The sequence below is a fragment of the Saccharothrix hoggarensis genome, assembly GCF_042678885.1.
Lineage (GTDB): Bacteria > Actinomycetota > Actinomycetes > Mycobacteriales > Pseudonocardiaceae > Actinosynnema > Actinosynnema hoggarensis.
In genome coordinates this window covers 14,676-41,361 of record NZ_JBHTLK010000030.1, presented here as the reverse complement: position 1 = coordinate 41,361, position 26,686 = coordinate 14,676, and the positions used below count along the sequence as shown (strand labels likewise).

Below are 26,686 nucleotides of genomic sequence, written 5' to 3'. Positions count from 1 at the left end.
CGGGCCGCCGGCTGGCAGGCCGTGGCGGTGCCCGCGCGCGGCGGCGTCGAGGCGGTCGTGCTGCTGCCCGACGACGAGCTGGGCGGCACGGAAGGCGTCCCCGAGGCGCTGGGCGCGCTGGACCGGGAGCGGGTCGAGCTGTTCCTGCCGAAGCTGGACCTGTCCGTGAACGTGACGCTCGGCTCGGCGCTGCGGCAGGTGGGCGTGCGCGCGATCTTCACCGACGCGGCCGACCTCACCGGCCTGAGCCCCGACCCGCGGCTGTACGTGGACGAGGTGGTGCACGAGGCCGTGCTGCGGCTGGACGAGCAGGGCTTCGAGGGCGCGGCGGCGACCGCCGTGGTGATGCGCATGACGTCGTTCGTCCCGGACGAGCCCGCCCGCACGGTCCGCGTCGACCGGCCCTACCTGCTGCTCGTGCGGCACGTCGACACCGGCGCGATCTTCTTCCTGGCCCAGGTCGCGAAGCCGTAGCCGCGACCGCGACCGCAACCGCGGCTGAGGCCGTCACGTTCCCGGCCCCCTCCTCGTCCACCGGGTGAAGACCCGAAACGAGGAGGGGACATGCCGAGGATCCCGGTCGTCACGACCAAGCAGGCCAACCCGCTGGTGCGGCTCGCCTACCGGTTCGCCAAGCGGCGGTTCGGCGCGGTGCCCGAGCCGTTCACCGTGTCCGCCCACCACACGAAGCTGTTCGTCGCCGGCGCCCGGCACGAGCTGGCCGTGGAGAAGGCGGCGAAGACGCTGCCCGTGTCGTTGCGGGAGCTGGTGGTCTACCTCACCGCGGTGAAGCTGGGCTGCTCGTGGTGCGTGGACTTCGGCACCATGCTCATCAAGCACGAGGGGCTCGACGTCGACCGGCTCAAGGAGATCCACGACTACCGGACCTCCGACAAGTACACCGAGCTGGAGAAGCTGGCCCTCGCCTACGCCGACGCGATGACCGAGACGCCCACCGCGGTCACCGACGAGCAGGTCGCCGAGCTGGACCGGAGGCTCGGGCACCAGGGGCTGGTCGAGCTGACCTACCTGATCGCGCTGGAGAACCAGCGCGGCCGGTTCAACTCGGCGTTCGGGATCACCGACCAGGGGTTCACGTCGGGCGACGCGTGCCGCCTGCCGATGCCCTGAACACCGGTGTCACCCGTGGTCCGGGAACGGCACGTGGCCGAGCTTGTCGGGGTTGGCGAAGTCGTACATGGCCGCGACCGCGCCGTCCCGGACCACGAACGTGGACACCCGCCGGGTCAGGTCGCCCTGGTCCGGCAGCACCAGGCCCAGGTCGCCGTTGACCAGCGTGATGGCGCCCGACGGCATGCCCCCGTACTTGCGCAGCAGGCCGAGCGCGAACCGGGCCACCTTCTCCCGGCCGCTGACCACGTTGATCGCCGTCCGCGCCTTGCCGCCGGCGTCGCCGACCAGCACCACGTCCGGGTGCAGCACGCCGATCACCGCGTCCACGTCACCGGAGGCCAGCGCCCGCACGAACCGCTCCAGCACCTCGCGCTGCTCCTCCAGCGCCACCCGCGGCGGCGGCTCGGCGACGGCCGCCGCGCGACGGCCCCGTGACGCGTGCTGGCGCGCCGTGGCGACCGTGCAGCCCAACGCCTCGGCGATCTCCGCGAACGGCAGGTCGAACGCGTCGTGCAGCACGAACGCCACCCGCTGCTCGGGCGTGAGCCGGTCCAGCACGACCAGTGCCGCCATCCGCACGCCGTCGTCGCGCACCACGGCGTGCAACGGGTCGTCCTCGTCGGACGTGACCAGCGGCTCGGGCAGCCACTGCCCGACGTACCGCTCCCGCCGCACCGCCGCCGACCGCAGCCGGTCCAGGCAGATCCGCCCCACCACCGTGGTCAGCCAGCCGCGCAGGTCGCGGATGCCCGCGCGCGCCTCGTCGGTCAGCCCGGCGAGCCGCAGCCACGCCTCCTGCACCGCGTCCTCGGCGTCCGCGACGCTGCCGGTAAGCCGGTAGGCGACGCCGATCAGGTGCGAGCGGTGGCCGGTGAAGGCCGAGACCAACGTCGGCCCGGCTGCCAGGGTCTCCTCGCCTGCGGTCACGAGCACCAGTCTGCCAGCACTAGACTCGGTCGCTGTGGCAGGACGCATCAGGGAGAGCGACGTCGCACTGGTGCGTGACCGGAGCCGGATCGACGAAGTCGTGGGCGACCACGTCTCCCTGCGGGGAGCCGGTTCCGGCGCGCTGAAGGGCCTGTGCCCGTTCCACGACGAGAAGTCGCCGTCGTTCAACGTCCGCCCCTCGCACGGCACGTTCCACTGCTTCGGCTGCGGCGAGGGCGGCGACGTCATCGCGTTCGTGATGAAGATCGAGCACCTCGGGTTCGTGGAGGCCGTCGAGCGGCTCGCCGACCGGGCCGGCATCCAGCTGACCTACGAGGGCGGCGGCGCGACCGTCCAGCGCGACCGGGGCACCCGCAGCCGGCTCATCGAGGCGCACCGCGTCGCCGCCGAGTTCTACGCCGAGCAGCTCGCGACGCCCGAGGCGCTGGCCGCGCGCGAGTTCCTGGCGCAACGCGGGTTCGACGAGGCCGCGGCCCGCCAGTTCGGCTGCGGGTTCGCCCCCGCCGGCTGGGACAAGCTCACCAAGCACCTCCTGGGGCGGGGGTTCGAGCTGACCGAGCTGATCAAGGCCCAGCTGACCAAGGAGGGCAGGCAGGGGCCGATCGACCGGTTCCACCGCCGCCTGCTCTGGCCGATCCGCGACATGGGCGGCGAGGTCGTCGGCTTCGGCGCGCGCCGGATCTTCGACGACGACCAGATCCAGGCCAAGTACCTCAACACCAGCGAGAGTCCGATCTACAAGAAGTCCCAGGTGCTGTTCGGGCTGGACCTGGCCAAGCGGGAGATCGCCAAGCGCCGGCAGGCCGTCGTGGTCGAGGGCTACACCGACGTGATGGCGATGCACCTCGCCGGCGTGCCCACGGCGGTCGCGTCCTGCGGCACGGCGTTCGGCGCCGACCACATGAACGTGCTGCGCCGCCTGCTGATCGACGACTCGGTCAGCGGCGAGGTGATCTTCACGTTCGACGGCGACGCGGCCGGGCAGAAGGCGGCGCTGAAGGCGTTCGAGGGCGAGCAGCAGTTCTCCGCGCAGACGTACATCGCGATCGCGCCGGACGGCATGGACCCGTGCGAGCTGCGCCAGGCCAAGGGGGACGTGGCGGTGCGCGACCTGGTGGCCCGCCGCACGCCGCTGTTCGAGTTCGCCATCAAGACCCGGTTGAAGGACTACGACCTGGACTCGGTGGACGGCCGGGTCGAGGCGCTGAAGACGATGGTGCCGTTCGTGGCGCAGATCAAGGACCGGGCCAAGCGCGACGGCTACGCGACCCGGCTCGCGTGGTGGGTCGGCTGGGAGGACGAGTCGGCCGTCGTGCGGCGGGTGCGGGAGACGGCCAACGGCCGCGGCCCGGCTCCCGCGCGCCGCGCGGCCCCCGTCGACCCGAACCAGGGCGCGCTGACCGTGGACGTCGCCGGCCCGCCGCGCCCCGACCCGCGCGACCCGGCGCTGTGGGCGCAGCGGGAGGCGTTGAAGGCCGCACTGCAGCTGCCGGAGATGGCCGGCCCGTACTACGACTCGCTGCCCGACGAGGCGTTCACGCACCCCGCGTACCTGGCGTTGCACCAGGCGATCCGGGAGGCGGGCGGCGCGTCCTCGGGGCTGTCCGGTCCCGCGTTCCTGGACGCCGTGTCGCAGGCGTGCCGGCAGCAGGCCGTGCGGTCGGTGCTGACCGAGCTGTCCGTGGAGGCCCTGCGGGTCAAGGCGGACGACGAGTACCGGTACGTGCAGAGCGTGCTGGCGCGGTTGCAGCAGATCCTGGTGTCCGGTCAGATCACGGAGATCAAGTCGCGGTTGCGGCGGGTGTCGCCGGTGGAGGAGCCCGACGAGTACCGGGCCCTGTTCGGCGACCTGATCGCGCTGGAGGACTACCACAAGGCGTTGGGCCAACAAGCGGCGGGCGGGCTGTGATGAGGCTGTTCCGGAGGGTGTTCGGGTCGGGTGCGCCGGAGGGCTTCACCGGGACGCTGGACGCCGACGAGCACGTGCTGGCGTCGGCCGCGGTGGGGTCGGAGTGGCTGGTCGCGACGACGTTCGGGCTGTGGCTGCCCGGTCCTCGGCGCGTCGGCTGGCACCTGATCAGCAAGGCGACGTGGAGCGGGAACGCCCTGGCGGTGATCGAGGCGGTCGAGGACGGCACGGCCGGTCAGGCCGTGGTGCTGCGCGACCTGCCGCCGCAGCGGTTCCCGCTCGCCGCGCCCGGCAAGGTGCCCGAGGTCGTGCACGAGCGCGTGACCGGGTCCATCAAGTCGCGGCACCGCAGCGAGACGGCCTCGGCGTGGTTCATCCAGCGCAAGGTGGCCGGTCAGGACGGGGTCGTGCTGCAGGTGCGGCCGGACCCGGGCAGCGACGTCGAGAGCGTGCGCGAGATCGCGGCCTCGGTGGCGGACAAGATCGCTCAGCTGCGCGGCTAGGACGCGTGGCGTCGGCTGGGACGCCTGGCGCGGCCGGCGCGGCGTCGTGCGCGTACGGTAAGCAGTACGTCCGTACTGGTTAACCGGGGGTGCGCATGTGGGATCCGGGCGAGTACCTGGCGTTCGCCGACCACCGGTCGCGGCCGTTCCACGAGCTGGTCGCCCGCGTGGGCGCCACCGCGCCGCGCCGCGTGGTCGACCTCGGCTGCGGGCCGGGGAACCTGACCTCGACGTTGGCCGAGCGGTGGCCGTCGGCCGAGGTGGAGGCGCTGGACTCGTCCCCGGAGATGGTGGCGGCGGCGCGGGCGCGCGGGCTCGACGCGCGGGTCGGCGACGTGACGTCGTGGGAGCCCGCGCCGGACACCGACGTCGTCGTCACCAACGCGGTGCTGCAGTGGGTGCCGGGGCACGACGACCTGCTCCGGAAGTGGGTGCGGTCCCTGCCGTCCGGCGCGTGGCTGGCGGTGCAGGTGCCGGGGAACTTCGCCGGGCCGTCGCACTCGCTGGTGCGGTCCCTGGTGGACACGTCGTGGCCCGCCCTGCGCGGGTTGCTGCGCTCATCGCCGGTGCTGGAACCGGAGGGCTACGCCGCCGTGCTCGACGGCTGCGCGGTGGACGCGTGGGAGACCACCTACCTCCAGCGGCTGGAGGGGGAGGACGCCGTGCTGGAGTGGATCAGCGGGACGGCGCTGCGGCCCGTCCGGGCGGCGCTGGACGACGCGGGGTGGGCCGAGTTCCGGGCCCGGCTGGCGCCGCTGCTGCGCGAGGCGTACCCGCGGCGGTCGGACGGCACGACGTGGTTCCCGTTCCGGCGCGTCTTCGCCGTGGCGCGGGTGCCGTGAGGTGGCCGCGGCGCGAAGTGGGGGGACCTCCCCGGTGGGTTCCGGGTCGGTCACGGCACTTCACCGCTTCGTCCGCTACGTCCGCTCCGTCCCGCGCTAGTTCGCGCGCGGGATGACCGTCTCGCGCCGGTGGCCGTTGGCGTTCGGCTGGTGCCGCCCGAACCCGGTCTTCTCGCCGACCTTGGCGCGGACGATGCCCGCCGTGCCCTGGACCGCCGGGTGGTCGGCCAGGGAGCGGTAGGCGCGCACGATCTGGTCATAGCGCTGGCGTCCGGCGCGCGCCCCTAGGACGTAGCCGACGGCGGCGCCGAGCAGGATGCCCTTCATGAGGTGTCCTCTCCTCCGATCGTGCCTGGTCACGACCCTTCCTACCGCATGGGCAGGGGGGTGTGCGCGAGCACTGTTGCGGATGCGCTAGAGTTACGTCCTGTCGGGCCGCGAGGCCCGGCCTACAACAGAACATTCCCCCTTAGCTCAATGGCAGAGCATTCGACTGTTAATCGAAGGGTTACTGGTTCGAATCCAGTAGGGGGAGCGCGATGGCAGCCCCAGGTCACTCGACCTGGGGTTTCGTCGTCTCATGGGGCGGGGGTACCCACGAGTGGCCGATTGTCACCCGGCAGAGGGCACTTTCTTCGGCCGCGCTCGGGCAGGCTGGGCACATGGCCGACCGCTCGCGCGACCTCCCCGCCGCCCGCCCGGGTCCACCGCCGGACGCCGTTTCGGGTTCCGTTCGGGGTTCACGCCGGGGTGACCGCTTCGCGAACCGGCGCCGCATCACGTCCCTGGACCCGGAACGCGACCACGTGGAGATCCTGCGCATCTCGTCCGGGTACGAGTTCCCGTGGGACTACGTGCGGGCGCTGGAGTTCGCGCTGTTCCGGACGTACTGCGTGCCGTCGATCTCGGCGTTGCTGGCGAAGACGGGCGAGTTCGAGCGCAGGCCGCAGAAGCGGTACGACGACACCGCGTTGCTGATGGCCGAGCTGGTCGAGCACGGCTACGACTCGCCGCGGGGCCGGGAGGCGCTGCGCGTGGTGAACCGGCTGCACGGGCGGTACGACATCTCGAACGACGACATGCGGTACGTGCTGTCGACGTTCATCTTCGACCCGATCGAGTGGATCTCCCGGTACGGCTGGCGGCCGTTGACGGACCACGAGCGCCTGGCGGCGTTCCACTTCTACTCGGCCGTGGGTGCGCGCATGGGGATCAAGGACATCCCGGCCACCTACAGCGGCTACCGGGCGTTCAAGCGGCAGTACGAGGCCGAGCACTTCACGTACAGCGACACGAACCGGGCGATCGGCACGTACACCCTCGACCTGTTCTGCTCCTGGTACCCGGCGCCCCGCGCCCTCACCGCCCGTGCCGTCCTGTCGATGCTCGACGCCCCCATGCTCGCCGCGTTCGGCTTCCCACCCCAACCGCTCTGGCTCACCCGCACGGCCCACACCGCCCTCCGCCTCAGGGCCAACGTCGTCCGCCTCCTCCCACCCCGCCGCGAACCACGCCTGACGAACGACCCGAAGAACCGCACGTACCCCGGCTACCCGTCCGGCTACCGGCCAGCCGACCTCGGAGCCCCGTAGCCGCCAGTGCACAGCTTGGTCACGCCGTACCGGGTTGTGGAGACGCGGCGGAGCCAGATCTGTACCCTCCAGAACCGCACGTCAGGGGGCGGTAGCTCAGCCGGTCAGAGCAGCGGACTCATAATCCGTCAGGTCGTGGGTTCGAACCCCACCCGCCCCACCGCTTCACCTGCGGAAACGTTGCATACGAGATCGGGTGGAGATCATTGTCCATGCTGTTGTCCACGAACCGTGGGTGATCGTGGGGACATGGCCGCTCACGAACAGGCCGACCGGCTGAAAGCACGAAGAGCCAGGTTCAAGTGGGCCTACCGCCTTTCACCGTGATCCCGGACGAGCACCGCGCCGACGTCGTGACGTTGTGGGAGTACCACGACATGAGGCACCAGGTGCGGCCCGCCGACATCGCGATCGGTCTCGGCAGCCACGACATCGGCGTAGCCGTCCGAGCCGTGGAGCTGTACAAGGCAGGCGTCGTTCCGCGGCTCCTCTTCACCGGCGCGAACGCCCCCACGACCGTCAAGCGATTCCCGCGCGGAGAAGCCGTCCACTACCGCGAACACGCCCTGGAGCACGGCGTGCCGGACGACGCGATCCTGATCGAGACCGAGGCGGCGAACACGGCGGAGAACTTCACCCTCAGTCGCAAGGTGTTGCAGAACAACGGCATCCAGGTGTTCTCGGCAGTGCTGATTTCCCGGCCGTACCAGCAGCGCCGCGCCTACGCCACGTGCAGGAAGCTTTGGCCCGAGCTGGACGTCGTCTGCACGTCCCACCGGCCACCGATCGACGACTACGTGACCGAGATCGGCGATGCCGAGTTCGTCATCAGCATGCTGGTCGGCGACACCCAACGGATCAGCGCGTTCGCCGAGGCCGGCTACGCCATCCCCCAAGAAGTGCCCACCAAGGTTCACGCCGCCTATGAGCGCCTCGTCGCAGCGGGCTACACCAGCCGACTCATTCGCTGACTCCTATTTTATTGATCCTGAAATGTGCTTTCGGTTTTGCTTCACCGGCTGGTCTTCCACGTCGTGCTGCCCGTGCCCGGCACCCGCGCTGGAGCCGTACGTGCTGTACGGGCGTTCGTGGCGGACGCGCCGCCGGCGCTGGTGATGTGGGGTGTGTCCCGGTGGTGCGGACGGCCGGCGGCGGTTGGCGTCCTGCGGCTCGGCGGAGCGGGCTGGCGGAGGTGGCTACCGGGTAATACCGGAGGTAGCATCGACGGTATGAAAATCAGTGTGAGCCTCCCCGAGGAGGACGTAGAGTTCGTTGATCGCTACCTGAGGCAACATCGCAGCGCCTCGCGGTCGTCGGTCATCCACCAGGCGATCACGCTGTTGCGCGAGGCGGGTCTGGAGAGCGCCTACGCGAGCGCGTGGGAAGAGTGGGAAGCCGAGGGAGAAGCCGACATGTGGGACGTGACCGCGCCTGACGGTGTCCTCGATGCGGCGAGGTGACATCTACTGGGTGGACCTGGAGCCGGCGCAGGGCGCCGAGGCCAACAAGATCCGCCCGGCCGTGGTCGTGAGCAACGACGCGGCGAACCGGGCCGCCGGACGGGGCGGCCGGGGTGTGGTGACGATCGTGCCCATCACCTCGAACACCGCGAGGGTGTACCCGTTCCAAGTGCTCCTGCCCGCCAAGGACTGCGGGCTCGGCGCGGACTCGAAGGCGCAGGCCGAGCAGGTGCGCACGGTCGCCGCGGCCAGGCTCCGCGCCCGGATCGGCGGCCTCCCGCCCGCCGTGCTGAAGCAGCTGGACGAGGCACTGCGCGTGCACCTCTCGCTCTGAGCCGTTCGGCGTTCGCGCAGGTTCGACGGCGCGGTTCGCTAGGACTCCGCGGACCTGCTGGGGCAGCCTGACCGGCCGGGCCGCGCGGCGAACTTCCAGACGCAGCCGGGACCGAACGCCGGGACCGAACACCGCTGAGACCGAACGCCGCCGGGACCGCCCGCGGACGGACGGTCCCGGCAGCCCGGGTCACTCCAGCACGCGGATGGCGCCGGCCGGGCACAGGTGCGCCGCTTCGCGCGCCGCCTCCTCGTGCCCCGCCGGCGGCGACGGCCGCAACAGCACGACCGTCCCGTCCACCTGGTCCTGGTCGAACACCGCCGGGTCGGTCAACGCGCACATCCCCGACCCCGCGCACCGCTCCGGGTCGACCTCGATCCTCACGAGAACTCCACCGGCAGCTCGTGGACCCCGTAGATCGCCATGTCGTCCCGCAGCCGCACCTCCTCGACGGGCACGGCGAGCCGCAGGTCCGGGAACTCCCGGAACAGCGCGGTGAACCCGACCCTCATCTCGATCCTCGCCAACTGCTGCCCGAGGCACTGGTGCACGCCGTGGCCGAACGCGATGTGCCCCGACGCGGGCCGCCGGATGTCGAACTCGTCCGGCCGCTCGAACCGGTCCGGGTCGCGGTTGGCGGCCGCGACGGAGATCGACACCGACTCGCCCGCCCGGACCAGCTCGCCGCCGACCTCGACGTCCTCCAGCGCCGTGCGGATCGTGCCGAACTGGACGATCGACAGGTACCGCATCAGCTCCTCGACGGCGTTGTCCGCCAACGACGGGTCGGCCCGCAGCGCCGCCAGCTGCTCGGGGTGCCGCAGCAGGACCAACGTGCCGATGCCGAGCATGTTCGCCGTCGTCTCGTGGCCCGCGATGAGGAGGAGCAGCCCCATGTTGGCGACTTCCTCGTCGGTCAGCTCACCGGTGGCGATCAGCCCGGACAGCATGTCGTCGCCGGGCGTGACGTGCTTCTGCCGCGCGAGCCGGAGCACGAACTCCTCCAGCCGCTCGAACGCCGCCATGATCTCGTCGAACGTGGAGTCCAGGCTCAACACCTTGGCGGTGTCCTGCTGGAACGTCTCACGCTCCTCGTACGGCACCCCCAGCAGCTCGCAGATCACCAGCGACGGCACCGGCAGCGCGAAGTTCGCCACCAGGTCCACCGGCGAGCCGGCGGCCCGCATCGCGGCCAGGTGGTCGGCCACGATCTGCTCGATCCTCGGCATCAGCTCGTTCATCCGCCGGACGGTGAACTGCCCGGTGAGCAGCTTCCGGTACCGGGTGTGGTCGGGCGCGTCCATCGAGATGAACATGCCCGGCTTGGCCGGCGGGCGTCGTGACACCGGCTCGCCGGCGACCCGGCGCGGCGAGTGCTGCAACTCGGCCCGGCTGCTGAAGCGCCGGTCCGCGTGCACCTCGCGAGCCAGCGCGTAGCTGGTCACGAGCCACCCCAGGTGCCCGTCGGGGAACCTCATCCGGCTGATCGGCGCCGTCTCGCGGAGCAACCCCAACTCCGCGGGCGGGTCGAACGCCGTGCTGCGCTTCGTCGGCAGCTCGGAGTACAGCGTTTCGGTCATCTCGCACACCTCCCAGTGCGTAAAGGGACCTACTTCGCAACGTACAGAAGTTTCACGAAGCCGTGAAGTAAATATCCCGTATGGGCGCGGTAGTAGTACGACCCATAGCAGGTGTGCTACAAACTGCCTGAGAACTTTGACGAGGGGGAGGTGAGGGTCCTTGGTCATCGAGGTGCGCGATCTGCGGATGCGCTACGGCACGACGGACGTGCTGCACGGGGTCGACTTCACCGCGGGCCCGGGTGAGGTGGTGGCCCTGCTCGGGCCCAACGGCGCGGGCAAGACGACCACGATCGAGATCCTGGAGGGCTTCCGGCTGCCCTCCGACGGCCACGTCCGCGTGCTCGGGCAGGACCCGGCGCGTGGTGACGAGGCGTGGCGCGCCAGGCTCGGCGTGGTGCTGCAGTCGTGGCGCGACCACGGCCGCTGGAAGGTGCGCGAGCTGCTGCACCACCTCGGCCGCTACTACGCGCCGTACCGCACGCCCGGCAAGTCGCGCCCGTTCGACACCGACGAGCTGGTCGAGACCGTCGGCCTGACCGAGCACGCGACCAAGAAGATCAGCAGCCTGTCGGGCGGCCAGCGGCGCCGGCTGGACGTGGCGATCGGCATCGTCGGCAAGCCCGACCTGCTGTTCCTCGACGAGCCGACCGCCGGGTTCGACCCGCACGCGCGCCGGGACTTCCACGACCTGGTGCACCGGCTGTCCGACCTGGAGGGCATGACGATCCTGCTCACCACGCACGACCTGGCCGAGGCGGAGAAGCTGGCCGACCGCATCCTGGTGCTCGCGGGCGGCCGGATCATCGCCGACGGCAGCCCCGACCAGCTCAGCCGCCAGGTCGCCGGCAAGTCCGAGGTCCGCTGGACGCACGGCGGCCTGCGCCACGTGCACACGGCGGAGGACGCGACGGAGTTCGTGCGCGACCTGTTCCGCCAGCACACGTCGGGCATCACCGAGCTCGAGGTGCGCCGCAGCACGTTGGAGGACACGTACATGGCCCTCGTGCACCGGCACGAGAGCGGACGGGCGACCGAGGAGGAGGTGGCGGTGCTGTGAACGCCACGACGCACGCCATCCGGCTGGGCGCGGAGCGCGGGCTGCGCGAGTTCCGCCACTCCTTGGGCAGCTCCGACCAGTGGTACAACGTGTTCGTCGCGGTCGGTTTCCTGACCGTGCTGTGGTTCCAGCGCGATGCGGCGGTCGACGGGTCCACCGTCACGCTCGCCGCGCTCACCCTGCCGAGCATGGTCGCCATGAGCGTCGTGTTCGGCAGCCTGGTCGGACCGGCGGGCCAGCTCGCGATCAACCGCGAGGACGGCACGCTGCTGCGCGCCAAGGCGGTGCCCCACGGCATGGTCGGCTACCTGGTCGGCCGCACCGTGGAGACCGCGCTGGGCAACCTGCTGAGCCTGCTGATCGTGCTGGTGCCGGGCCTGTTCCTGGTGAACGTGCTGGCGCACGCGGGCGTGGCCGGTCTCCTCGCCCTGCTCGCGGTGCTGGCGCTGGGCATGGCGGCGATGCTGCCGTGGGGCGCGGTGGCCGGGTCGGTCACCAAGAGCCCGTCCGGCGCGATGGGCCTGTCGATGCTGCCGATGATGGGCCTCGCGGCGATCTCGGGCGTCTTCTACCCGATCACCGCGCTGCCGGGGTGGCTCCAGGGCGTGGCGCAGGTGTTCCCGCTGTACTGGACGGCTCACGGCGCCAGGGCGGTGCTGCTGCCCGACTCGGCGGCGGTCGCCGAGCTGGGCGGGTCGTGGCGCGTGCTGGAGATGGTCGGCGTGCTCGGGGTGTGGGCGGTGGTCGGGTTCCTGGTAGCGCCTACGATCCTGCGGCGGATGGCTCGCCGGGAGTCCGGAGCGGAGATGGAGCAACGCCGACAGGCGGCGTTGCAGAGGGTGAGATGAGCGAAAGCGTCTACAACCGGATCGCGATGCTGCGCGCGGAACGGGGTGTGTCACGCCGGCAGCTGTCCGAGGCGTTGGGCATCCACTACCAGACCGTGGGCTACCTGGAGCGCGGCGAGTACAGCCCGAGCCTCTACCTCGCGCTGCGCATCGCGCAGTACTTCGAGGTGCCGGTGGAGGTCGTGTTCTCGACCGACCCGTTCCCGCGCCTGGGCAGCGAGGAGCGATCCGCGTAGGCGCGAGCGGGGGCGGCACCGTGACGGCGCCGCCCCCGGTCACCGTCAGGCGAGCATCGACTCGATCACGTCGGCCGCGGCGGGCGTGCCTCCCGCGGCCCGGATCTCGGCCTTGATCGCGGCGAGCCGTTCGGCCACGTCCGGGTCGTCGGCCAGTTCCAGCACGGCGGCGCGCAGCCCCTCGGCGGTGACCTCGTCGCGCGGGACGTGCCGGCCGACGCCGAGTTCCACCAGGCGCAGGGCGTTCATGACCTGCTCGCCGATCACGGGCAGGCCGATCATCGGCACGCCGTGGTACAGCCCCTCCATCGTGCCGCCCATGCCGCAGTGCGTGATGAACGCCTTGGCGTGCGACAGGATCTCCAGCTGCGGCAACCACCGGTGCAGCTCGGTGTTCGCGGGCGGCTCGCCCAGCTCGGCCGGGTCGACGACCTTGCCGATGTTCATCACCACGTGCCAGTCGAGGTCGCCGAACGCCTCGAAGCACGCGCGGTAGATCCCCGGCTCGTTCGTGTAGGCCGAGCCGAACGAGATCAGCAGCACCGGCCGGTCGTCCACCGGCTCCCAGGAGCCCTGGAACGACCGGTCGCCGAGGCACGGTCCCACGAACGTGTACTTCGGGTGCACGGACTCGGCGTGCGGCTGGAACGCCCGCGCGATGCTCACCACCGCGCGGTCCGGGTGGCCGACGTAGGTCCGGGCCGGGATGGTCACGCCCTCGGCGGCCAGCCACTCGTCCAGCTCGGCGTAGAACGCCCGCACCTCGTCGTCGATCAGGTCGCCCATGTCCTCCTCCCAGCCCTCGTACGCGACGAAGGTGGGGGAGAACTGGATCGCGGGCACGCCCCAGCGGCCGGCCAGCAGGCGCGCGGTCCACGCGCCGATGTCGTACACGACGACGTCCGGCCGGTCGTCCGCGTACGCGGCCTCCAGCACCGGCAGCACCGACTTGGCCTCGGCGAGGAACAGGCGCATGGCCGCCGCCATGCCGGTGGGCCACTCGCGGTCGTCGGTGGGCAGCGTGGTCGGGTAGGCGACCGCGGTCGCGCCGACCCGCTCCACGACGTCCGCGAAACCGGGGTCGACCGCGTAGGTGACCCGGTGGCCGCGCTCCACCAGCTCGGTGACGACGGGCAGCGTCGGGTTGACGTGGCCGTGGCCGGGGATGTTGAGGAAAGCGATGTGGGACAAGGTGATCTCCGCCTGGTTCAAGGGATGGCTCGAAGACCCCGTCACGCGTGGCGTGGGGGTGGACGGCTGCCCGAACTCAGAGGTAGAGGACCTGGAAACCCACCATGCGATCAACGATAGCGCCGGCCGCCACTCATGTCCCGAGCACGCCGCGCAGCGCCGCCCGCACCGCCGCCGCCAGCTCGGCCCGGCTCTCCGGGGTGCCGGGGGTGGCCGCGCCCAGGGCTCCCGCGCGGACGAGCCGGTCGAACAGCAGCCCGTCCACGAACGCCACCAGCTCCCGGCCGCGCCGCTCCGGGGCGTCCGCGCCGAGCGCCGCCAGCACCGCCGTCGCCTGGGCCCGCGGGCGCGCGCCGTGGGCCAGGACGCCGCGCAGCTCGGGGTGGTGGGTGGCCTCCAGCAGGCACGCGTAGCGGGCGAGGGTGCGCTCCCGGGCGGTGGTCATCCACCGGTCCAGCACGTGGGCGATGGCCTCGGCGAGCTGGTCCGGGTCGAGCGGGAGGCCGACGCCCGCCTCGTCCACCTCCGCGCCGTCCAGCTCGGCGAGCCGCCGCACGACCCCCTCCACCAGGGCCTTGCGGGTGCGGAAGTACGCCGACGTCGAGCCGGCCGGCACGCCCGCCTCGGCGTCCACCGCGCGGTGGGTCAGCCCGCGCATGCCCCGCGTGGCCACGATGTGGATCGCCGCGTCGGCCAGCGCGGCCCTGCGCCCGGTAGTCACGCCGGCACCTCCTTCTACACCTGTAGAGTAGCGTTCTCTACAGGTGTAGAAGGAGCTGGGGATGAAAGCGGTGGTGGTGGGCGGCGGGCTCGGCGGCCTCACGGCGGCGATCGCGTTGCGGCTGGTCGGCTGGGACGTCGTGGTGCTCGAACGCGCCCCGGAGTTCGGCGAGGTCGGCGCGGGCGTCGGCGTGATGCCGAACGCGATGCGCGCGCTGGCCGCGCTCGGGCTGGAGGGCGAGGTGCGCCGGATCGGCACGCCCCGCGTCGCGGGCGGCGTCCGCGACCGGAAGGGGCGGCCGCTGACGTACGTCGACGCCGCGCGGCTGGACCACCTGGTGGCCGTGCACCGGGCCGACCTGCACCGCGTGCTGCGGTCGGCGCTGCCGGAGGCGTGCCTGGTCACCGACACCGACGTGCGGTCGGTCGACGACCTGGACGCGGACCTCGTGGTGGCGGCGGACGGCATCCGCAGCCGGATCAGGCAGGCGTTGTTCCCGACGATGCCCCAGCCGGTGTACGTGGGCACGACGGCGTGGCGGAGCGTGACGGAGGCCCGGTTCCCGGCGGACCTGGAGATCGGCCAGACGCTCGGGCCGGGCTCGGAGTTCGGCGTGCTGCCGCTGGGCGACGGCCGGGTGTGCTGGTTCGCCGCCACCGTCGCGCCGGAGGGCGGCCGCTCGGACGACGAGCTGGGGGAGGTGCGGCGGCTCGTCGACGGCTGGCACCACCCGATCGCGGAGGTGCTGGACGCGACGCCGCCGGGGACCGTGCTCCGGCACGACGTCCACGAGCTGGCCGCGCCGCTGCCGACGTTCGTCCGCGGACGGGTGGCGCTGCTGGGCGACGCCGCGCACGCCATGACGCCGTACCTGGGACAAGGCGCGTGCATGGCCTTCGAGGACGCCGTGGTGCTCGCCGCCGCGTGCGCCCGTGCGGGCCGGGACGTGCCCGGCGCGCTCGCCGAGTACGACCGGCAACGCCGCCCGCGCACGCAGTCGGTCGCCAGGGCGTCGCGGATGATGGGTCGGGTCGGGCACCGGCTCCGCAACCCCGTCGCGGTGGCGCTGCGGGACGCGGCCATGCGCGCCGTGCCGTCGCGCGTCGGCCTCCGGGCGATGGATCGGTTCCTGGGTTGGGTGCCGCCTGACCTATCACCCGATAGGTGACATATGCCCTGTGACGTAAATCACATGTCACTGCCGCGATTCGACCAGGTAACGATCGAATATCACTCGTTCCCGCAGGGTGGGTCACCCTTTCGCGCGATTAAGCACGCACCGTGCGAAGTCAACTCCGGGCCGTTGCGCCCCTCGGGTGCCCGGCACGGCGGTGCAACAACCCCGAAAGGGCAACTACGGTGTGCCGCCATGGCCCCCGTCCCCCCGAGTCCGGCTGAAGCCATCCCCCTGCACGAGACCACCGTCGACCTCGCCGAGGCCGAGGACTTCATCCGGCTGCACCACTCCGAGAACCCCGAGCTCGGTCCCGTCGCCCACCGCCTCGCCGAGGTGCACGCCGAGGTGGCCGCCACCGGGACGTACCGCCACACCCCCGACGAGCTGACGTTCGGCGCGCGGGTCGCGTGGCGCAACAGCGCCCGGTGCATCGGCCGCCTCTACTGGCGCAGCCTGAAGGTCCGAGACCTGCGCGACCTCCGCGATCCCAAGGAGATCGCGGACGAGTGCGTCGAGCACCTCAAGCTCGCCGGCAACGGCGGCAAGGTCCGCCCCGTGATCACCGTGTTCGCCCCCGACGAGCCCGGCCGGCCCGCGCCGCGGATCGTCAACGAGCAGCTGGTCCGCTACGCGGGCTACCCCGGCTCGGACGGCGGTGTGCTGGGCGACCGGCGCAACGTCGAGCTGACCGCGAAGGCCATCGGGATGGGCTGGAGACCGCCCGCCCGAAGAGGCCCGTTCGACGTGCTGCCGCTGATCGTGGAACGCGAGGACGCCGAGCCGAGCCTGGTCGAGCTGCCGCCGGACGCGGTCCTCGAAGTGCCGATCCGGCACCCCGAGCTGCCCTGGCTCGCCGACCTCGGCCTCCGCTGGCACGCCGTGCCGGCGATCAGCAACATGCGGCTGCGGATCGGCGGGATCGACTACCCGGCCGCGCCGTTCAACGGCTGGTACATGGGCACCGAGATCGGCGCCCGCAACTTCGCCGACGTCGACCGGTACGACCTGCTGCCGTACCTGGGCCGGCGGATGGGGCTCGACACGTCGTCGGTGCAGACGCTCTGGAAGGACCGCGTGCTGGTCGAGCTGAACCGCGCGGTGCTGCACTCGTTCGCCGAGGCGGGCGTGACGATCACCGACCACCACACCGAGTCCGACCGCTTCCTGACCCACATCAGGAAGGAGGAGGCCGCGGGGCGCAAGTGCCCGGCCGACTGGACGTGGATCGTGCCGCCGATGTCGAGCGGCATCACGAGCGTCTTCCACCGGTACTACGACAAGGACGAGCTGCTGCCGAACTTCTTCCCCGGCGACACCAAGGGCGTCTGCCCCGTCATCCACTGATCGCCGTGGTGCCGCGTGTCGTGACGCCCAACAAGACGTATGTACGGTTAACGTTAACGTGTCGGTGTGGCGTAGATCACCTTGGGGCGGCTAGGGTGACTCTCCGTGAGAGTGGGCATACCCGTCGAGGCGCGGCCCGCTGAGCGCCGCGTAGCCGGTCTACCGGAAACGGTGACCACGCTGATCGGTGCCGGACTCGCGGTGGACGTGCAAGCCGGAGCGGGCAGACACGCCCACGCCTCGGATGCCGCCTACCGCGCCGCCGGCGCGAACACCATCCCGGACCACCCGGCCGGGCAGTCCGACGTGGTCGTCTCCGTCCAACCTCCGACCGTCGAGCAGGCGACCGCCCTGCGCGAGGGCGACATCACGATCAGCTTCCTGCAGCCCAACGCCGAACGCGAGCTGGTCGACGTGCTGGTGGCGAACAAGGTCACCGCCTTCAGCCTCGACCTGCTACCCAGGGTGACCAGGGCGCAGTCGGTCGACGCCCTGTCCTCCCAGGCGCTGGTGGCGGGCTACCGGGCCGTCGTCGAGGCGGTCAACCGGCTGCCCAAGTTCCTGCCCATGTTCACCACCGCGGCGGGCACCATCCCGCCCGCCAAGGTGCTCGTCCTCGGCGCGGGCGTGGCCGGGCTCCAGGCCATCGCCACGGCCCGCCGCCTCGGCGCGGTGGTCGAGGCGTACGACGTCCGCGCCGCCGCCCGGGACGAGGTCAGGAGCCTCGGCGCGCGGTTCCTGGAACTGGACCTCGAGACGCAGCAGGGCGTCTACGCCGAGGCGCAGTCGGAGACGTTCCTGGAACGGCAGCGGGAGCTGATCGCGGAGCGGGTCGCCGCCTCGGACGTCGTCATCTCCACCGCCGCCATCCCCGGCCGCAAGGCGCCGGTGCTGGTCACCACCGACATGCTCAAGGCGATGGCGCCGGGCTCGGTGGTGGTCGACCTGGCCGCCGAGTCCGGCGGCAACGTCACCGCCAGCAGCCCCGGCGAGGAGACGTGGGTCGGCGAGGTGCTGGTCTACGGCGCCAGGAACATGCCGAGCAGCATGCCGGTGCACGCCAGCAGGCTCTACGCGCGCAACGTCGCCAACCTCCTGATGATGATGACCAAGGACGGCCGGGTCGAGCCGGACCTCACCGACGAGGTGCTGGCGGGCTGCTGCCTCACGCACGCGGGCGAGCTGAGGAGGGAGCTGCCGTGATCGACCTGTTGACGATCTTCGTGCTGGCGGTGTTCGTCGGCTTCGAGGTCGTGTCGAAGGTGTCCACGATCCTGCACACGCCGCTGATGTCGGGCGCGAACGCGATCCACGGCGTCATCCTGGTCGGCGCCATCCTCATCACCGGCCGCGCCGAGCACGCGCTGGAGATCTCGCTCGGCCTGGCCGCGGTCTTCCTGGCCACGGTCAACGTCGTGGGCGGGTTCGTGGTGACCGACCGGATGCTGGAGATGTTCAAGGGCCACAAACCGGCGAAGGCGGTCAAGAGCGAGGCCAACGGGCACGAGGAGACGGGCCGATGAGCCCCACCTGGGTCCAGCTCGCGTACCTGGTCGCCGCGCTGTGCTTCGTCCTGGCGCTCAAGGGGTTGAGCACGCCGAGGTACGCCCGCGCGGGCAACCTGGTCGGCGCGGGCGGCATGGCGCTGGCCGTCGTCACGGCGTACGCGCACGGCGCGACGCACAACGGGCTGCTGATCCTGCTCGCCGTCGCGGCGGGCGTGGCCGTGGGCATCCCGGCGGCGCGGTCGGTGAAGATGACCGCCATCCCGCAGATGGTGGCCCTCTTCAACGGCGTGGGCGGCGCGGCGGCGGCACTGGTGGCGCTGACGGAGTTCCTGGAGGTCGCGGACGGCTCGGTGCTGTTCCAGGTGGCCACCGTGCTCACCGTGCTGATCGGCTCGGTCAGCTTCTCCGGCAGCGTGGTGACGTTCCTGAAGCTCCAGGAGGTCATGACCACCCGTCCGGTGCTGCTGCCCGCGGGCCAGGCGGTCAGCCTCGGCGTGGCCGCCCTGAGCGCGGTGCTGGCGCTGGCCGTCGTGCTCACCGGCAACGGGCTGCTGCTCGTGCTGCTGGCGCTGGCCGGCCTCGCGCTCGGCGTGCTGTTCGTGCTGCCGGTGGGCGGCGCGGACGTGCCGATCGCGATCTCGCTGCTCAACGCGTTCACCGGTCTCGCCGTCGCCGCGTCCGGGTACGTCCTGGCCAACACCCTGCTGATCGTCGCCGGCACGCTCGTCGGCGCGTCCGGCACGATCCTGACCCGGCTGATGGCGCAGGCGATGGGCCGTCCGCTGACCAACATCCTGTTCGGCGCCTTCAAGGCCACCGCGGCGGCCGCGCAGACCGACGAGCAGCGGACCGTGCGGTCCGGCACGGTGGAGGACGTCGCGATCCTGCTCGGCTACGCCCACTCGGTGCTCGTGGTCCCCGGCTACGGCCTGGCCGTGGCGCAGGGACAGCACGCCGCGCGGGAACTGGCGCAGGCGTTGGAGCAGCGCGGCGTCACCGTGCACTACGGCATCCACCCGGTGGCGGGCCGGATGCCGGGCCACATGAACGTCCTGCTCGCCGAGGCGGACGTGCCGTACGAGCACCTGAAGGAGCTGGACGACGTCAACCCCGGCATCGGCAGCGTCGACGTGGTGCTGGTGGTCGGCGCGAACGACGTGGTGAACCCCGGCGCGCGGGACGAGCCGAGCAGCCCGATCTACGGCATGCCGATCTTCGACGTGGACCGGGCGAAGGCCGTGGTGTTCATGAAGCGCTCGATGCGGCCGGGGTTCGCGGGCGTGGACAACAGCCTGCTCTACAACCCGAAGACGACCATGCTGTTCGGCGACGCGAAGGAGTCGCTGACCAAGCTGCTGGCCGCGCTGAAGCAGGTCTAGCGACGCGTCGGGCCCGGTGGTGTGCCGGGCCCGACGCGTCGCCTGGCGTAGCGGTGCCGTCGGGTGGAACGGTGCCGTCGGGTGGAACGGTGCGGTCGCGGTCAGCGTCCGGACAGCTCGTAGCCGGGCACGGCGGGGCCGAGGTGGTCGCCGAACGCGGCGTCGACCTCGACCCCGGCCCACCATGCCGCGCGGTCCGCCGTCGAGATGTCCGGCGCGACCACCGAGATCCCGGACTCCCGGATCAGCGCCACCATCCGCGTCACCGCGTCGGGCAGGAAGCCCTCCGGCCGGTCGGCCAGCCGGCGCACCACCGACGGGTCGAGGACGAGCAGGTCCACCGGCAGCTCGCCGAGCAGCGCCAACTCCGCCTGCCCGCCGTTGAACCGGGTCAGCCCGATGGCGATCCCGTTGTCCCGCAACACCTGCGCGTTGTCCCCGCCCGCGCCTTCGAGCATGGACCGGGTGTCGAGGAGGATGCGGATCCGGGACGCGGGCAGGCCGGTCTCGTCGAGCGTCCGCTTCACCGTGCGGACCAAGTCCTCGTCGCTGGACTGCATCGGCGACAGCTCGACGTGCACCAGGCCGAACCCGTCGGACGCCGGCGGCGTCGCCGGGGCGGGCTCGCCCGGCACCCGGCCCGTCACGTCGCCCGCCACCTCGCGCAGCGCCCACTGGCCCAGGGACAGCGACAACCCGGTCGCCTCGGCCAGGTCGAGGCAGTCGTCGTGCCCGAGGTCGTCCCACCGCAGCCGGACCACGTGCCCGAGCACGTCACCGCGCCCGCCACCCTCGGACAGGGTGACCACGGGCTGGTACTCGACCTCCACCTCGCCGCCGGCCACGGCGCCGGGCATCCGCGCGGCTCGCGACTGCCGCTCCCGGAACGCGTGGTCGGCGTGCCGGTCGTAGGGCAGCCACTGCCGCCGGCCCGCCGCCTTCGCCCGGTGCAGGGTCGCGTCGGCCGCGCGCATGAGCTCGGCGACGTCCCACCCGGCGGCGGGCCGGTCGACCACGCCGATGCTCGCGGACAGCGCCACGCCGTGGTCCATCGGCCGCTCCAGCGCCGCGTTGATCCGCTCCACCACCGCGGGCACGGTCGGCGTGGTGGGGGAGTTGTCGACCACGACGGCGAACTCGTCACCGCCCACCCGCGCGACCAGCGCGTGCTCGTCGACGAACACCGCCTCCAGCCGCCGGCCGACCTCCCTGAGCACCTGGTCGCCGACGCCGTGCCCCAGACCGTTGTTCACCACGGAGAACGCGTCGAGGTCGAGGTAGTACAGGGTGATCCCGCCCCGCGAGGTGCCGTACAGGGTCTCCACCCGGGCCAGGAAGCGGTGCCGGTTGGACAGGCCGGTGAGCGCGTCGTGCAGGAGCTGGAAGTCGAGGTTCTTCTGCAGCAGGTGCAGTTCGCTGACGTCCTCCACCATCGTCACGTGGTACGCGGGCTCGCCGTCGGCGTCGCGCAGCAACGACACCGCCAGGTGCGCCCACACCGGCTCGCCGTCCTCGCGCAGCAGCCGCCGCTGCTCGCGGAACCGCTCCAGCCGACCCTCGCCGACGGCCCGGTACGCGGTGACGAGCGCGCCCACGTCGGCCGGGTCGAACAGTTCGGACAGCCGAAGGCCCGTCAGGTCGGCGCGGTCGCGGCCGATCATCTCGGCCAGCGCCTTGTTCGCCTCGACGCACCGGCCGTCGAGGTCGGTGATGGCGATGCCGATCGCGGCCGAGTCGAACACCTCGCGGAACCGGGCCTCGCTGACCTTGAGCACCCGCTCGGCCCGCAGCTTCGCCGCCAGCAACGCGCGCTTGACCTCTTCCTGCTGGTCGAACGCGTCCTCGCGCATGGCGGTGGCGAAGCTCGTGGCCAGGGCGCCCAGGATCGCGACGACCTTCTCCGCGAGCCGCGGCACGTCCTGCAGCTCGGGGCTGAACAGCAGGGCGTGCCCGAGCACGTCGACGGTGCGGCGCAACGTCTCCGGGCCGGTGAAGTGCGCCGCGACCATCCGGTCGCCGACGGTGGAGACCGGGTCGACGGTGAACGGCTCGGCCTGCAGCGCGTCGGCGATGACGTCCACGAGGTCGAGCAGGAACCGCTCGATCTCGGCGGGGGACATCGGCACGTACGCGGTCGGGTAGACCGCCCGCGTCCACTCGCGTGCCAGGTCCAACCGCCGGCTCCTAGGCGGCGGCGACATGTGCCCTCACCTCTTGCGGCCCACCCCGGCGAAGATCCCGGCCTTGTCGGCGTCCTCGTCGACGGCGCCGTCCTCCGGGCGCCACAGCGGGAGCGGGACCACTCCGGGCTCGACCAGGTCGAAGCCCTCGAACAGGCCGGTGATCTCGGCGTGGGTGCGCGGGAACATCGGGTTCGCGCTGTTCTTCATCACGGCGACGATCCCGGCCATCTCCTCGGGCTGGAGGTCGGAGGTGAACTGGGACAGCGCCAGGTAGCTGCCCGGCGCGGCGGCGTCGCGGTACGCGGCGACCACCCCCGCGGGGTCGCGCTCCGGCGGCACGAAGTGGAAGACCCCGACGGTCAGCACGCCGAGCGGTTCGCTGAAGTCGATCAGCCCGGTGGCGTGGACGCCGGCGAGCACCGCGTCCGGGTCGGTCATGTCCTCTTGGAGGATGGTCGACTGGTCGTCGTCGGCCAGGATCATCTGGCTGTGCGCGACGGCCACGTCCTCGTAGTCCACGTAGACCACGCGCGACTCGGGCGCGGCCTTCTGCGCGATCTCGTGCACGTTGCCGACGGTGGGGATGCCGGACCCCAGGTCTAAGAACTGCCGCACGCCGGCGTCCACGAGGTGCAGCACGGCGCGGCGCAGGAACGCCCGGTTGAGGCGGGCGATGGTGCGGGCGTTGGGCTGGGCCCGCAGGAACTTCTCGGCCAGCACCCGGTCGGCCGCGAAGTTGTGGCCACCGCCGAGCAGGTAGTCGTAGAGCCGGGCGGCGCTGGGCAGCCCGGTGTCGACGTCGTTCGGTACCCAGCTCAGTTGTTCCGCCACCGCACATCCTCACCCAGTGTGTGTACCCGCCCGAGCGTCCCGCCCCGGCGGGGCGAGATTACTGAGACGGTCAGTGCCGTGGGCAGGGGCCTGGACCGCTTGCCCCCGATCGGCGTACCAAGGGTGAGCATCGTGGTGACGGTGAGTACGCCGAATGCCGACTCCACGGCACGCTCGCCGGCGGGAAAACGCCGTGCTGCCACGGAGAACGTCGGCGCCGGAGGCGCGTGACGTTGACACGACGGCCACCCGGTCCAGTGTCACCTCCCCAGGGGGGTCCCGAGAACGCTCAGGCCACTGTGGACGGTGCCGCGCCGTCCTGTCATTCGGGCGAGGCGCCGCGGACCCGTCCCGCGATGCGGGCGCTGCGGAACCGAACCACCGTCGGAGGTGGTGCGAGCCAGTACCCTTCGCGCATGTCAGACGAGGCACGCTCGCTCACCGACGTGGTCACGAGGCTGCGCCGGGCACTGCGCACGAGCATCCGGTCGGAATGGCCGTGGGACTCCCTGCCGATGGCGCAGGTCGAGTTGCTGCAGACGCTCGCCGAGCGCCCGCCCATGCGCGTCGGCGACCTCGCCGCCGAGCTGCGCCTGGCCCCCAACACCGTCAGCGGCCTCGTCGGCCAGCTGATCGAGAGCGGGCTCGTCGAGCGCGGCGGCGACCCGACCGACCGCCGCGTCGCCCGGCTCTCGGTGACGCCGCAGGGGCACGAGCAGCTGGCCGTCTGGCAGGCCGCGCACGAGAAGCGCATCGGCTCCGCGCTGGACAAGCTCGACCCGGGCGAGCGCGCCGACGTGGTGCGCGCCCTCACCGCGCTGGACCACCTGGTGGACCACCTGCGTGCGCACTGATCCCCCGCCGCCCGACCCCGTCGACCCGGACGTCTCGCTCGACGTCCCGGCGCAGCGGCGGGAACTCGGACCCGCGGTCCTCGGCGCGATCGCCCTCGGCGGCGGGCTCGGCGGCCTGGCGCGGCACGGGCTGTCCACCGCCGTCGCCGGCCCGTGGGGCGTGCTGCTGGTCAACGTGCTGGGCTGCGCGTTGATCGGCGTGCTCATGGTGCTGGCGCCCCGCCTGCACCGGCTCGCCCGGCCGTTCCTCGGCGTCGGCGTGCTCGGCGGGTTCACCACGTTCTCGGCGTACGCGCTCGACGTCGTGCGCCTGGGCGGGGCCACGGCCGTCCTCTACCTCTTCGCGACCTTGCTGCCGGCGCTCGGCGCGACCTTCCTGGCCATGACGGTGACCAGGAAGGTAGCCGGGTGACCGCGCTCCTCGTGTTCGTCGGAGCGGCCGTGGGCGCGCCGCTGCGGTACCTGGCCGACCGCTTCGTCCAGTCCCGCCACCCGTCCCGGTTCCCGTTCGGCACGCTCGCCGTCAACGTCGTCGGCTCGTTCGCGCTCGGCTGCGTCGCCGGCGCGTCGCCGGCCCTGGTGGCGCTGATCGGCACGGGCCTGTGCGGCGGCCTGACGACCTACAGCACGTTCAGCTACGAGACCGTCCGCCTCGCCGAGGAGGGCCACGGGTGGCAAGCGTTTGCCAACGTCGCTGCCAGCCTCGTCGCCGGGGTGGGCGCGGCCGCCCTCGGCTACGCCCTCACGCGGTAGGGGTCAGCCTCCGCAGCACGTCCGGCAGCTCGCCCGTGTGCACGACGCCGAGCCGTTGCGTGGCCCGCGTCAGCGCCACGTAGAGGTCGCTCGCGCCGCGCGGCGACTCGGCGAGGATGCCCGCCGGCTCCACCACCAGCACCGAGTCGAACTCCAGCCCCTTCGCGTCGGTCACCCCCAGCACGACGACCTGCGCGTCGAGGTCGTCCGACGCGCCCGGCACGGTCGCGCGCAGCGCCGCCACCGACGCGGACGGCACGATCACCGCCAGCTTGCCGTCCCCGATCGCGGCGAGCTCCTTGTCCACCACCGGCGGCAGCGCCTCGACCGGCGACGACACCCGCAGGCTCCACGGCTCGACACCGCTGTCCCGCACGGACGTCGGCGGCGCCAGGTCCGGGTCGACGGAGGCCAGCACGTCCGCCGCCACCGCCATGATCTCCGACGGCGTCCGGTAGTTCACGGTCAGCTCGGTGAGCTTCCAGCGGTCCATCACGTACGGCGACAGGACCTCGCTCCACGACGACGCGCCGGCGATGTCGCCGGTCTGCGCGATGTCGCCGACCACGGTCATCGACTTCGACGGGCAGCGCCGCATCAGCGTCCGCCACGCCATCGGCGACAGCTCCTGCGCCTCGTCCACGATGATGTGGCCGAACGTCCACGTCCGGTCCGCCGCCGCCCGCTCGGCCGCCGTCTCGTAGCGCTCCGCGCCGTGCCGCTCGGCCAGCTTGTAGGCGTCGACCAAGTCGGTGGCCATCAGGATGTCCGGGTCGGCGTCGTCCTCCAGGTCGAGGATGTCGAGCACGCCCTGGGCGTAGTCGATCGCCTGCCGGCGCTGCCGCTCGGCCCGCGCCTTGGCCTCGGTGTCGTCCTCGCCGAGCAGCTCCGCGGCCTCGTCCAGCAGCGGCACGTCGGCGGGCGTCCACTCCGAGCCGCGCGGGCGCGCCAGCAGCGCGCGTTCCTCGGGCGACATCTTCGGCGTGGCCTTGGCGATGAGCTTCGGCGACGCGTAGAGGTCCTCGAGGAGCTGCTGCGGCGACAGCGTCGGCCACAGCCCGTCGATCGCGGCCCGCACGGCGGGGTCCTCGCGCAGCTCGCGGCGGATGTCGTCGATGTCGGCCTGGTCCAGCAGGTGCCGGCCCAGCCGGGCGACGGCCTGCGACGCCAGCGTCGAGACGATCTCCCGCTGGAACGTCCGGCGCGCCTCGTTGTGCGGACGCCTGGTGCGCCGCGCGCGGCCGCGGGCGTCGGTGATCGCCCGCCGGTCCAGCCGCAGCACGTCCTGCTCGAACGGGACCTCGACCAGGCTCGGCGCCTCCTGTCGGTCCCGAATCGCGTGCGCGACGACGTCGGCCATCGCGATGCGGCCCTTGAGGGCGGCCACCTCGGCGGGCTCGCGGCCGACCGCGGTCAGCCCGGGGAACAGCTCGCCGACGGTGGACAGCAGCACGCCGGTCTCGCCCAGCGACGGCAGCACCTGCCCGATGTACCGCAGGAACGTCGCGTTCGGACCGACCACCAGGACGCCGCGCTTCGCGAGCTGGCGGCGGTGCGTGTAGAGGAGGTACGCGGCGCGGTGCAGCGCCACGGCCGTCTTGCCCGTGCCCGGACCGCCCTGCACGACGACGACGCCGTTCAGCTCGGTGCGGATGATCCTGTCCTGCTCGGCCTGGATGGTCGCGACGATGTCGCCCATCTGGCCGGTGCGGCTCGCGTTGACCGCGGCGAGCAGGGTCGCCTCGCCGGTCAGGCCCTCCGACGGGCGGTTCGGGTCGACCGAGTTGATGTCCAGCAGCTCGTCGTCGAAGCCGACGACCTTGCGCTGCTTGGTCCGCAGGTGCCTGCGCCGGCGCACGCCGTCCGGCGCGGCGGCGGTGGCCAGGTAGAACGGGCGGGCGGCGGGCGCGCGCCAGTCCATCAGCAGCGGCTCGTACTCCTTGTCCTCGTCGAACAAGCCGATCCGGCCGATGTAGAACCGCTCGTCGGTGTGGAAGTCGAGCCTGCCGAAGCACAACCCGTTCTCCACCGCGCTGTACTGCGCCAACTGGTCGGAGTACATCGCCACGGAGGTGTCCCGCTCGGACCGCATCTGGTGCGTTCCGCCGGTTTGCCGCAGCGCGCCGGCCAGGCGCTTCGAACTCTGTTCGCGGAGGTCGTCCAGCCTGCCGTACAGCATCGACACGTATTCCTGCTCCGACTCGGTTTCCGCGAGCCGGAGGTCATCGGAGGGGCTTGACAACGTGCCTCATTTCTGGATAGCGTGGTTTATCAGCCTGTGTCGCATTGCGGCTGACAG

At 72.0% G+C, this 26,686-nt stretch carries 29 protein-coding genes and 2 tRNA genes; 22 read left to right on the top strand and 9 right to left on the bottom strand.

Going from position 1 to position 26,686, the window contains the following annotated elements:
* The coding region (locus ACFQ3T_RS08970; RefSeq protein ID WP_380722217.1) for a serpin family protein at nucleotides 1–474 on the top strand (474 nt) is incomplete at its 5' end.
* Nucleotides 475–564: 90 nt separating this feature from the next.
* Nucleotides 565–1,131, top strand: a complete 567-nt coding sequence (locus ACFQ3T_RS08965) for a carboxymuconolactone decarboxylase family protein (protein ID WP_380722215.1) — start codon at nucleotides 565–567, stop codon at nucleotides 1,129–1,131.
* Between the two features lie 9 nt (nucleotides 1,132–1,140).
* Here ACFQ3T_RS08965 and ACFQ3T_RS08960 read toward each other — a convergent pair whose 3' ends face one another.
* Complete coding sequence (locus ACFQ3T_RS08960) at nucleotides 1,141–2,061, bottom strand: sigma-70 family RNA polymerase sigma factor (RefSeq protein WP_380722213.1); 921 nt, start codon at nucleotides 2,059–2,061, stop codon at nucleotides 1,141–1,143.
* Between the two features lie 34 nt (nucleotides 2,062–2,095).
* On the opposite strand from ACFQ3T_RS08960, the gene dnaG reads away from it, so the two are divergent.
* The 3 genes from dnaG to ACFQ3T_RS08945 all read left to right on the top strand — a co-directional run bounded on the left by dnaG (nucleotide 2,096) and on the right by ACFQ3T_RS08945 (nucleotide 5,336).
* Nucleotides 2,096–3,991 carry a DNA primase gene (gene dnaG, locus ACFQ3T_RS08955; protein WP_380722211.1) on the top strand — a complete coding sequence of 632 codons (1,896 nt, stop codon included), beginning with the start codon at nucleotides 2,096–2,098 and terminating at the stop codon, nucleotides 3,989–3,991.
* Nucleotides 3,991–4,494, top strand: a complete 504-nt coding sequence (locus ACFQ3T_RS08950) for a hypothetical protein (protein WP_380722209.1) — start codon at nucleotides 3,991–3,993, stop codon at nucleotides 4,492–4,494. Before dnaG ends, ACFQ3T_RS08950 begins: the two co-directional genes overlap by 1 nt.
* A gap of 95 nt (nucleotides 4,495–4,589) precedes the next feature.
* The gene (locus ACFQ3T_RS08945; protein ID WP_380722207.1) at nucleotides 4,590–5,336 is read left to right on the top strand and encodes a trans-aconitate 2-methyltransferase; all 747 of its coding nucleotides are present in this window, start codon (nucleotides 4,590–4,592) and stop codon (nucleotides 5,334–5,336) included.
* Nucleotides 5,337–5,432: 96 nt separating this feature from the next.
* Here the strand turns inward: ACFQ3T_RS08945 and ACFQ3T_RS08940 are convergent, their stop codons facing one another.
* Nucleotides 5,433–5,663 (bottom strand): hypothetical protein, encoded by a 231-nt coding sequence (locus ACFQ3T_RS08940; RefSeq protein WP_380722205.1) that lies wholly within the window; start codon nucleotides 5,661–5,663, stop codon nucleotides 5,433–5,435.
* Between the two features lie 136 nt (nucleotides 5,664–5,799).
* Between ACFQ3T_RS08940 and ACFQ3T_RS08935 the strand changes: the two genes are divergently transcribed.
* The 6 genes from ACFQ3T_RS08935 (at nucleotide 5,800) to ACFQ3T_RS08910 (ending at nucleotide 8,722) form a co-directional block, all read left to right on the top strand.
* Nucleotides 5,800–5,871, top strand: a tRNA-Asn gene (locus ACFQ3T_RS08935).
* Nucleotides 5,872–6,142: 271 nt separating this feature from the next.
* The gene (locus tag ACFQ3T_RS08930; protein ID WP_380722203.1) at nucleotides 6,143–6,928 is read left to right on the top strand and encodes an oxygenase MpaB family protein; all 786 of its coding nucleotides are present in this window, start codon (nucleotides 6,143–6,145) and stop codon (nucleotides 6,926–6,928) included.
* A gap of 85 nt (nucleotides 6,929–7,013) precedes the next feature.
* Nucleotides 7,014–7,088: transfer RNA gene (locus ACFQ3T_RS08925), tRNA-Ile, on the top strand.
* A gap of 166 nt (nucleotides 7,089–7,254) precedes the next feature.
* Nucleotides 7,255–7,899, top strand: coding sequence for a YdcF family protein (locus ACFQ3T_RS08920; RefSeq protein WP_380722223.1), 645 nt, complete (start codon nucleotides 7,255–7,257; stop codon nucleotides 7,897–7,899).
* Nucleotides 7,900–8,157: 258 nt separating this feature from the next.
* Nucleotides 8,158–8,388 (top strand): ribbon-helix-helix domain-containing protein, encoded by a 231-nt coding sequence (locus ACFQ3T_RS08915; protein ID WP_380722201.1) that lies wholly within the window; start codon nucleotides 8,158–8,160, stop codon nucleotides 8,386–8,388.
* Complete coding sequence (locus ACFQ3T_RS08910) at nucleotides 8,375–8,722, top strand: type II toxin-antitoxin system PemK/MazF family toxin (protein WP_380722199.1); 348 nt, start codon at nucleotides 8,375–8,377, stop codon at nucleotides 8,720–8,722. The genes ACFQ3T_RS08915 and ACFQ3T_RS08910 overlap by 14 nt, the downstream gene beginning before the upstream one ends.
* A 189-nt stretch (nucleotides 8,723–8,911) precedes the next feature.
* Here the strand turns inward: ACFQ3T_RS08910 and ACFQ3T_RS08905 are convergent, their stop codons facing one another.
* Entirely contained in the window at nucleotides 8,912–9,106 is a 195-nt protein-coding gene (locus ACFQ3T_RS08905) for a ferredoxin (protein ID WP_380722197.1), read from the bottom strand.
* Nucleotides 9,103–10,302 (bottom strand): cytochrome P450, encoded by a 1,200-nt coding sequence (locus ACFQ3T_RS08900; protein WP_380722195.1) that lies wholly within the window; start codon nucleotides 10,300–10,302, stop codon nucleotides 9,103–9,105. Before ACFQ3T_RS08900 ends, ACFQ3T_RS08905 begins: the two co-directional genes overlap by 4 nt.
* A 187-nt stretch (nucleotides 10,303–10,489) precedes the next feature.
* Between ACFQ3T_RS08900 and ACFQ3T_RS08895 the strand changes: the two genes are divergently transcribed.
* Genes ACFQ3T_RS08895 through ACFQ3T_RS08885 form a run of 3 tightly spaced genes read left to right on the top strand, consistent with a single transcriptional unit; the run spans nucleotide 10,490 to nucleotide 12,446 of the window.
* Complete coding sequence (locus ACFQ3T_RS08895; protein WP_380722221.1) at nucleotides 10,490–11,362, top strand: ABC transporter ATP-binding protein; 873 nt, start codon at nucleotides 10,490–10,492, stop codon at nucleotides 11,360–11,362.
* Entirely contained in the window at nucleotides 11,359–12,210 is an 852-nt protein-coding gene (locus tag ACFQ3T_RS08890; RefSeq protein ID WP_380722193.1) for an ABC transporter permease, read from the top strand. The genes ACFQ3T_RS08895 and ACFQ3T_RS08890 overlap by 4 nt, the downstream gene beginning before the upstream one ends.
* On the top strand, nucleotides 12,207–12,446 hold the full coding sequence (locus ACFQ3T_RS08885) for a helix-turn-helix transcriptional regulator (protein WP_380722191.1): 240 nt from the start codon (nucleotides 12,207–12,209) through the stop codon (nucleotides 12,444–12,446). The genes ACFQ3T_RS08890 and ACFQ3T_RS08885 overlap by 4 nt, the downstream gene beginning before the upstream one ends.
* A 45-nt stretch (nucleotides 12,447–12,491) precedes the next feature.
* Here ACFQ3T_RS08885 and ACFQ3T_RS08880 read toward each other — a convergent pair whose 3' ends face one another.
* Both ACFQ3T_RS08880 and ACFQ3T_RS08875 read right to left on the bottom strand, forming a co-directional pair.
* The gene (locus tag ACFQ3T_RS08880; protein WP_380722189.1) at nucleotides 12,492–13,682 is read right to left on the bottom strand and encodes a macrolide family glycosyltransferase; all 1,191 of its coding nucleotides are present in this window, start codon (nucleotides 13,680–13,682) and stop codon (nucleotides 12,492–12,494) included.
* 88 nt (nucleotides 13,683–13,770) lie between these two features.
* Nucleotides 13,771–14,358, bottom strand: coding sequence for a TetR/AcrR family transcriptional regulator (locus ACFQ3T_RS08875; protein ID WP_380722187.1), 588 nt, complete (start codon nucleotides 14,356–14,358; stop codon nucleotides 13,771–13,773).
* Nucleotides 14,359–14,419: 61 nt separating this feature from the next.
* Here ACFQ3T_RS08875 and ACFQ3T_RS08870 point away from each other — a divergent pair, with 61 nt between their 5' ends.
* The 5 genes from ACFQ3T_RS08870 to ACFQ3T_RS08850 all read left to right on the top strand — a co-directional run bounded on the left by ACFQ3T_RS08870 (nucleotide 14,420) and on the right by ACFQ3T_RS08850 (nucleotide 19,766).
* The gene (locus ACFQ3T_RS08870; protein WP_380722185.1) at nucleotides 14,420–15,526 is read left to right on the top strand and encodes an FAD-dependent monooxygenase; all 1,107 of its coding nucleotides are present in this window, start codon (nucleotides 14,420–14,422) and stop codon (nucleotides 15,524–15,526) included.
* Between the two features lie 201 nt (nucleotides 15,527–15,727).
* Nucleotides 15,728–16,879: a nitric oxide synthase oxygenase gene (locus tag ACFQ3T_RS08865; RefSeq protein WP_380722183.1), complete on the top strand. Its 1,152-nt coding sequence runs from the start codon at nucleotides 15,728–15,730 to the stop codon at nucleotides 16,877–16,879.
* 105 nt (nucleotides 16,880–16,984) lie between these two features.
* Nucleotides 16,985–18,082, top strand: coding sequence for an NAD(P) transhydrogenase subunit alpha (locus ACFQ3T_RS08860; protein WP_380722181.1), 1,098 nt, complete (start codon nucleotides 16,985–16,987; stop codon nucleotides 18,080–18,082).
* The gene (locus ACFQ3T_RS08855; protein ID WP_447009701.1) at nucleotides 18,079–18,402 is read left to right on the top strand and encodes an NAD(P) transhydrogenase subunit alpha; all 324 of its coding nucleotides are present in this window, start codon (nucleotides 18,079–18,081) and stop codon (nucleotides 18,400–18,402) included. Before ACFQ3T_RS08860 ends, ACFQ3T_RS08855 begins: the two co-directional genes overlap by 4 nt.
* Complete coding sequence (locus ACFQ3T_RS08850) at nucleotides 18,399–19,766, top strand: NAD(P)(+) transhydrogenase (Re/Si-specific) subunit beta (RefSeq protein WP_380722179.1); 1,368 nt, start codon at nucleotides 18,399–18,401, stop codon at nucleotides 19,764–19,766. Before ACFQ3T_RS08855 ends, ACFQ3T_RS08850 begins: the two co-directional genes overlap by 4 nt.
* Nucleotides 19,767–19,867: 101 nt before the next feature.
* Here ACFQ3T_RS08850 and ACFQ3T_RS08845 read toward each other — a convergent pair whose 3' ends face one another.
* Together ACFQ3T_RS08845 and ACFQ3T_RS08840 are read right to left on the bottom strand one after the other, a co-directional pair.
* Nucleotides 19,868–21,940: a diguanylate cyclase domain-containing protein gene (locus ACFQ3T_RS08845; RefSeq protein ID WP_380722177.1), complete on the bottom strand. Its 2,073-nt coding sequence runs from the start codon at nucleotides 21,938–21,940 to the stop codon at nucleotides 19,868–19,870.
* A 33-nt stretch (nucleotides 21,941–21,973) separates the two neighbouring features.
* Entirely contained in the window at nucleotides 21,974–22,780 is an 807-nt protein-coding gene (locus ACFQ3T_RS08840; RefSeq protein WP_380722175.1) for an SAM-dependent methyltransferase, read from the bottom strand.
* Between the two features lie 416 nt (nucleotides 22,781–23,196).
* On the opposite strand from ACFQ3T_RS08840, the gene ACFQ3T_RS08835 reads away from it, so the two are divergent.
* Genes ACFQ3T_RS08835 through crcB form a run of 3 tightly spaced genes read left to right on the top strand, consistent with a single transcriptional unit; the run spans nucleotide 23,197 to nucleotide 24,387 of the window.
* Nucleotides 23,197–23,634: a MarR family winged helix-turn-helix transcriptional regulator gene (locus ACFQ3T_RS08835; protein ID WP_380722173.1), complete on the top strand. Its 438-nt coding sequence runs from the start codon at nucleotides 23,197–23,199 to the stop codon at nucleotides 23,632–23,634.
* Complete coding sequence (locus ACFQ3T_RS08830) at nucleotides 23,624–24,046, top strand: fluoride efflux transporter FluC (protein WP_380722171.1); 423 nt, start codon at nucleotides 23,624–23,626, stop codon at nucleotides 24,044–24,046. The genes ACFQ3T_RS08835 and ACFQ3T_RS08830 overlap by 11 nt, the downstream gene beginning before the upstream one ends.
* Nucleotides 24,043–24,387: a fluoride efflux transporter CrcB gene (crcB, locus tag ACFQ3T_RS08825; RefSeq protein WP_380722169.1), complete on the top strand. Its 345-nt coding sequence runs from the start codon at nucleotides 24,043–24,045 to the stop codon at nucleotides 24,385–24,387. Before ACFQ3T_RS08830 ends, crcB begins: the two co-directional genes overlap by 4 nt.
* On the opposite strand, the gene ACFQ3T_RS08820 is transcribed toward crcB, so the two are convergent.
* On the bottom strand, nucleotides 24,377–26,629 hold the full coding sequence (locus tag ACFQ3T_RS08820) for a HelD family protein (RefSeq protein WP_380722167.1): 2,253 nt from the start codon (nucleotides 26,627–26,629) through the stop codon (nucleotides 24,377–24,379). The two genes, crcB and ACFQ3T_RS08820, sit on opposite strands and share 11 nt — an antisense overlap.
* Between the last annotated feature and the right edge of the window lie 57 nt (nucleotides 26,630–26,686).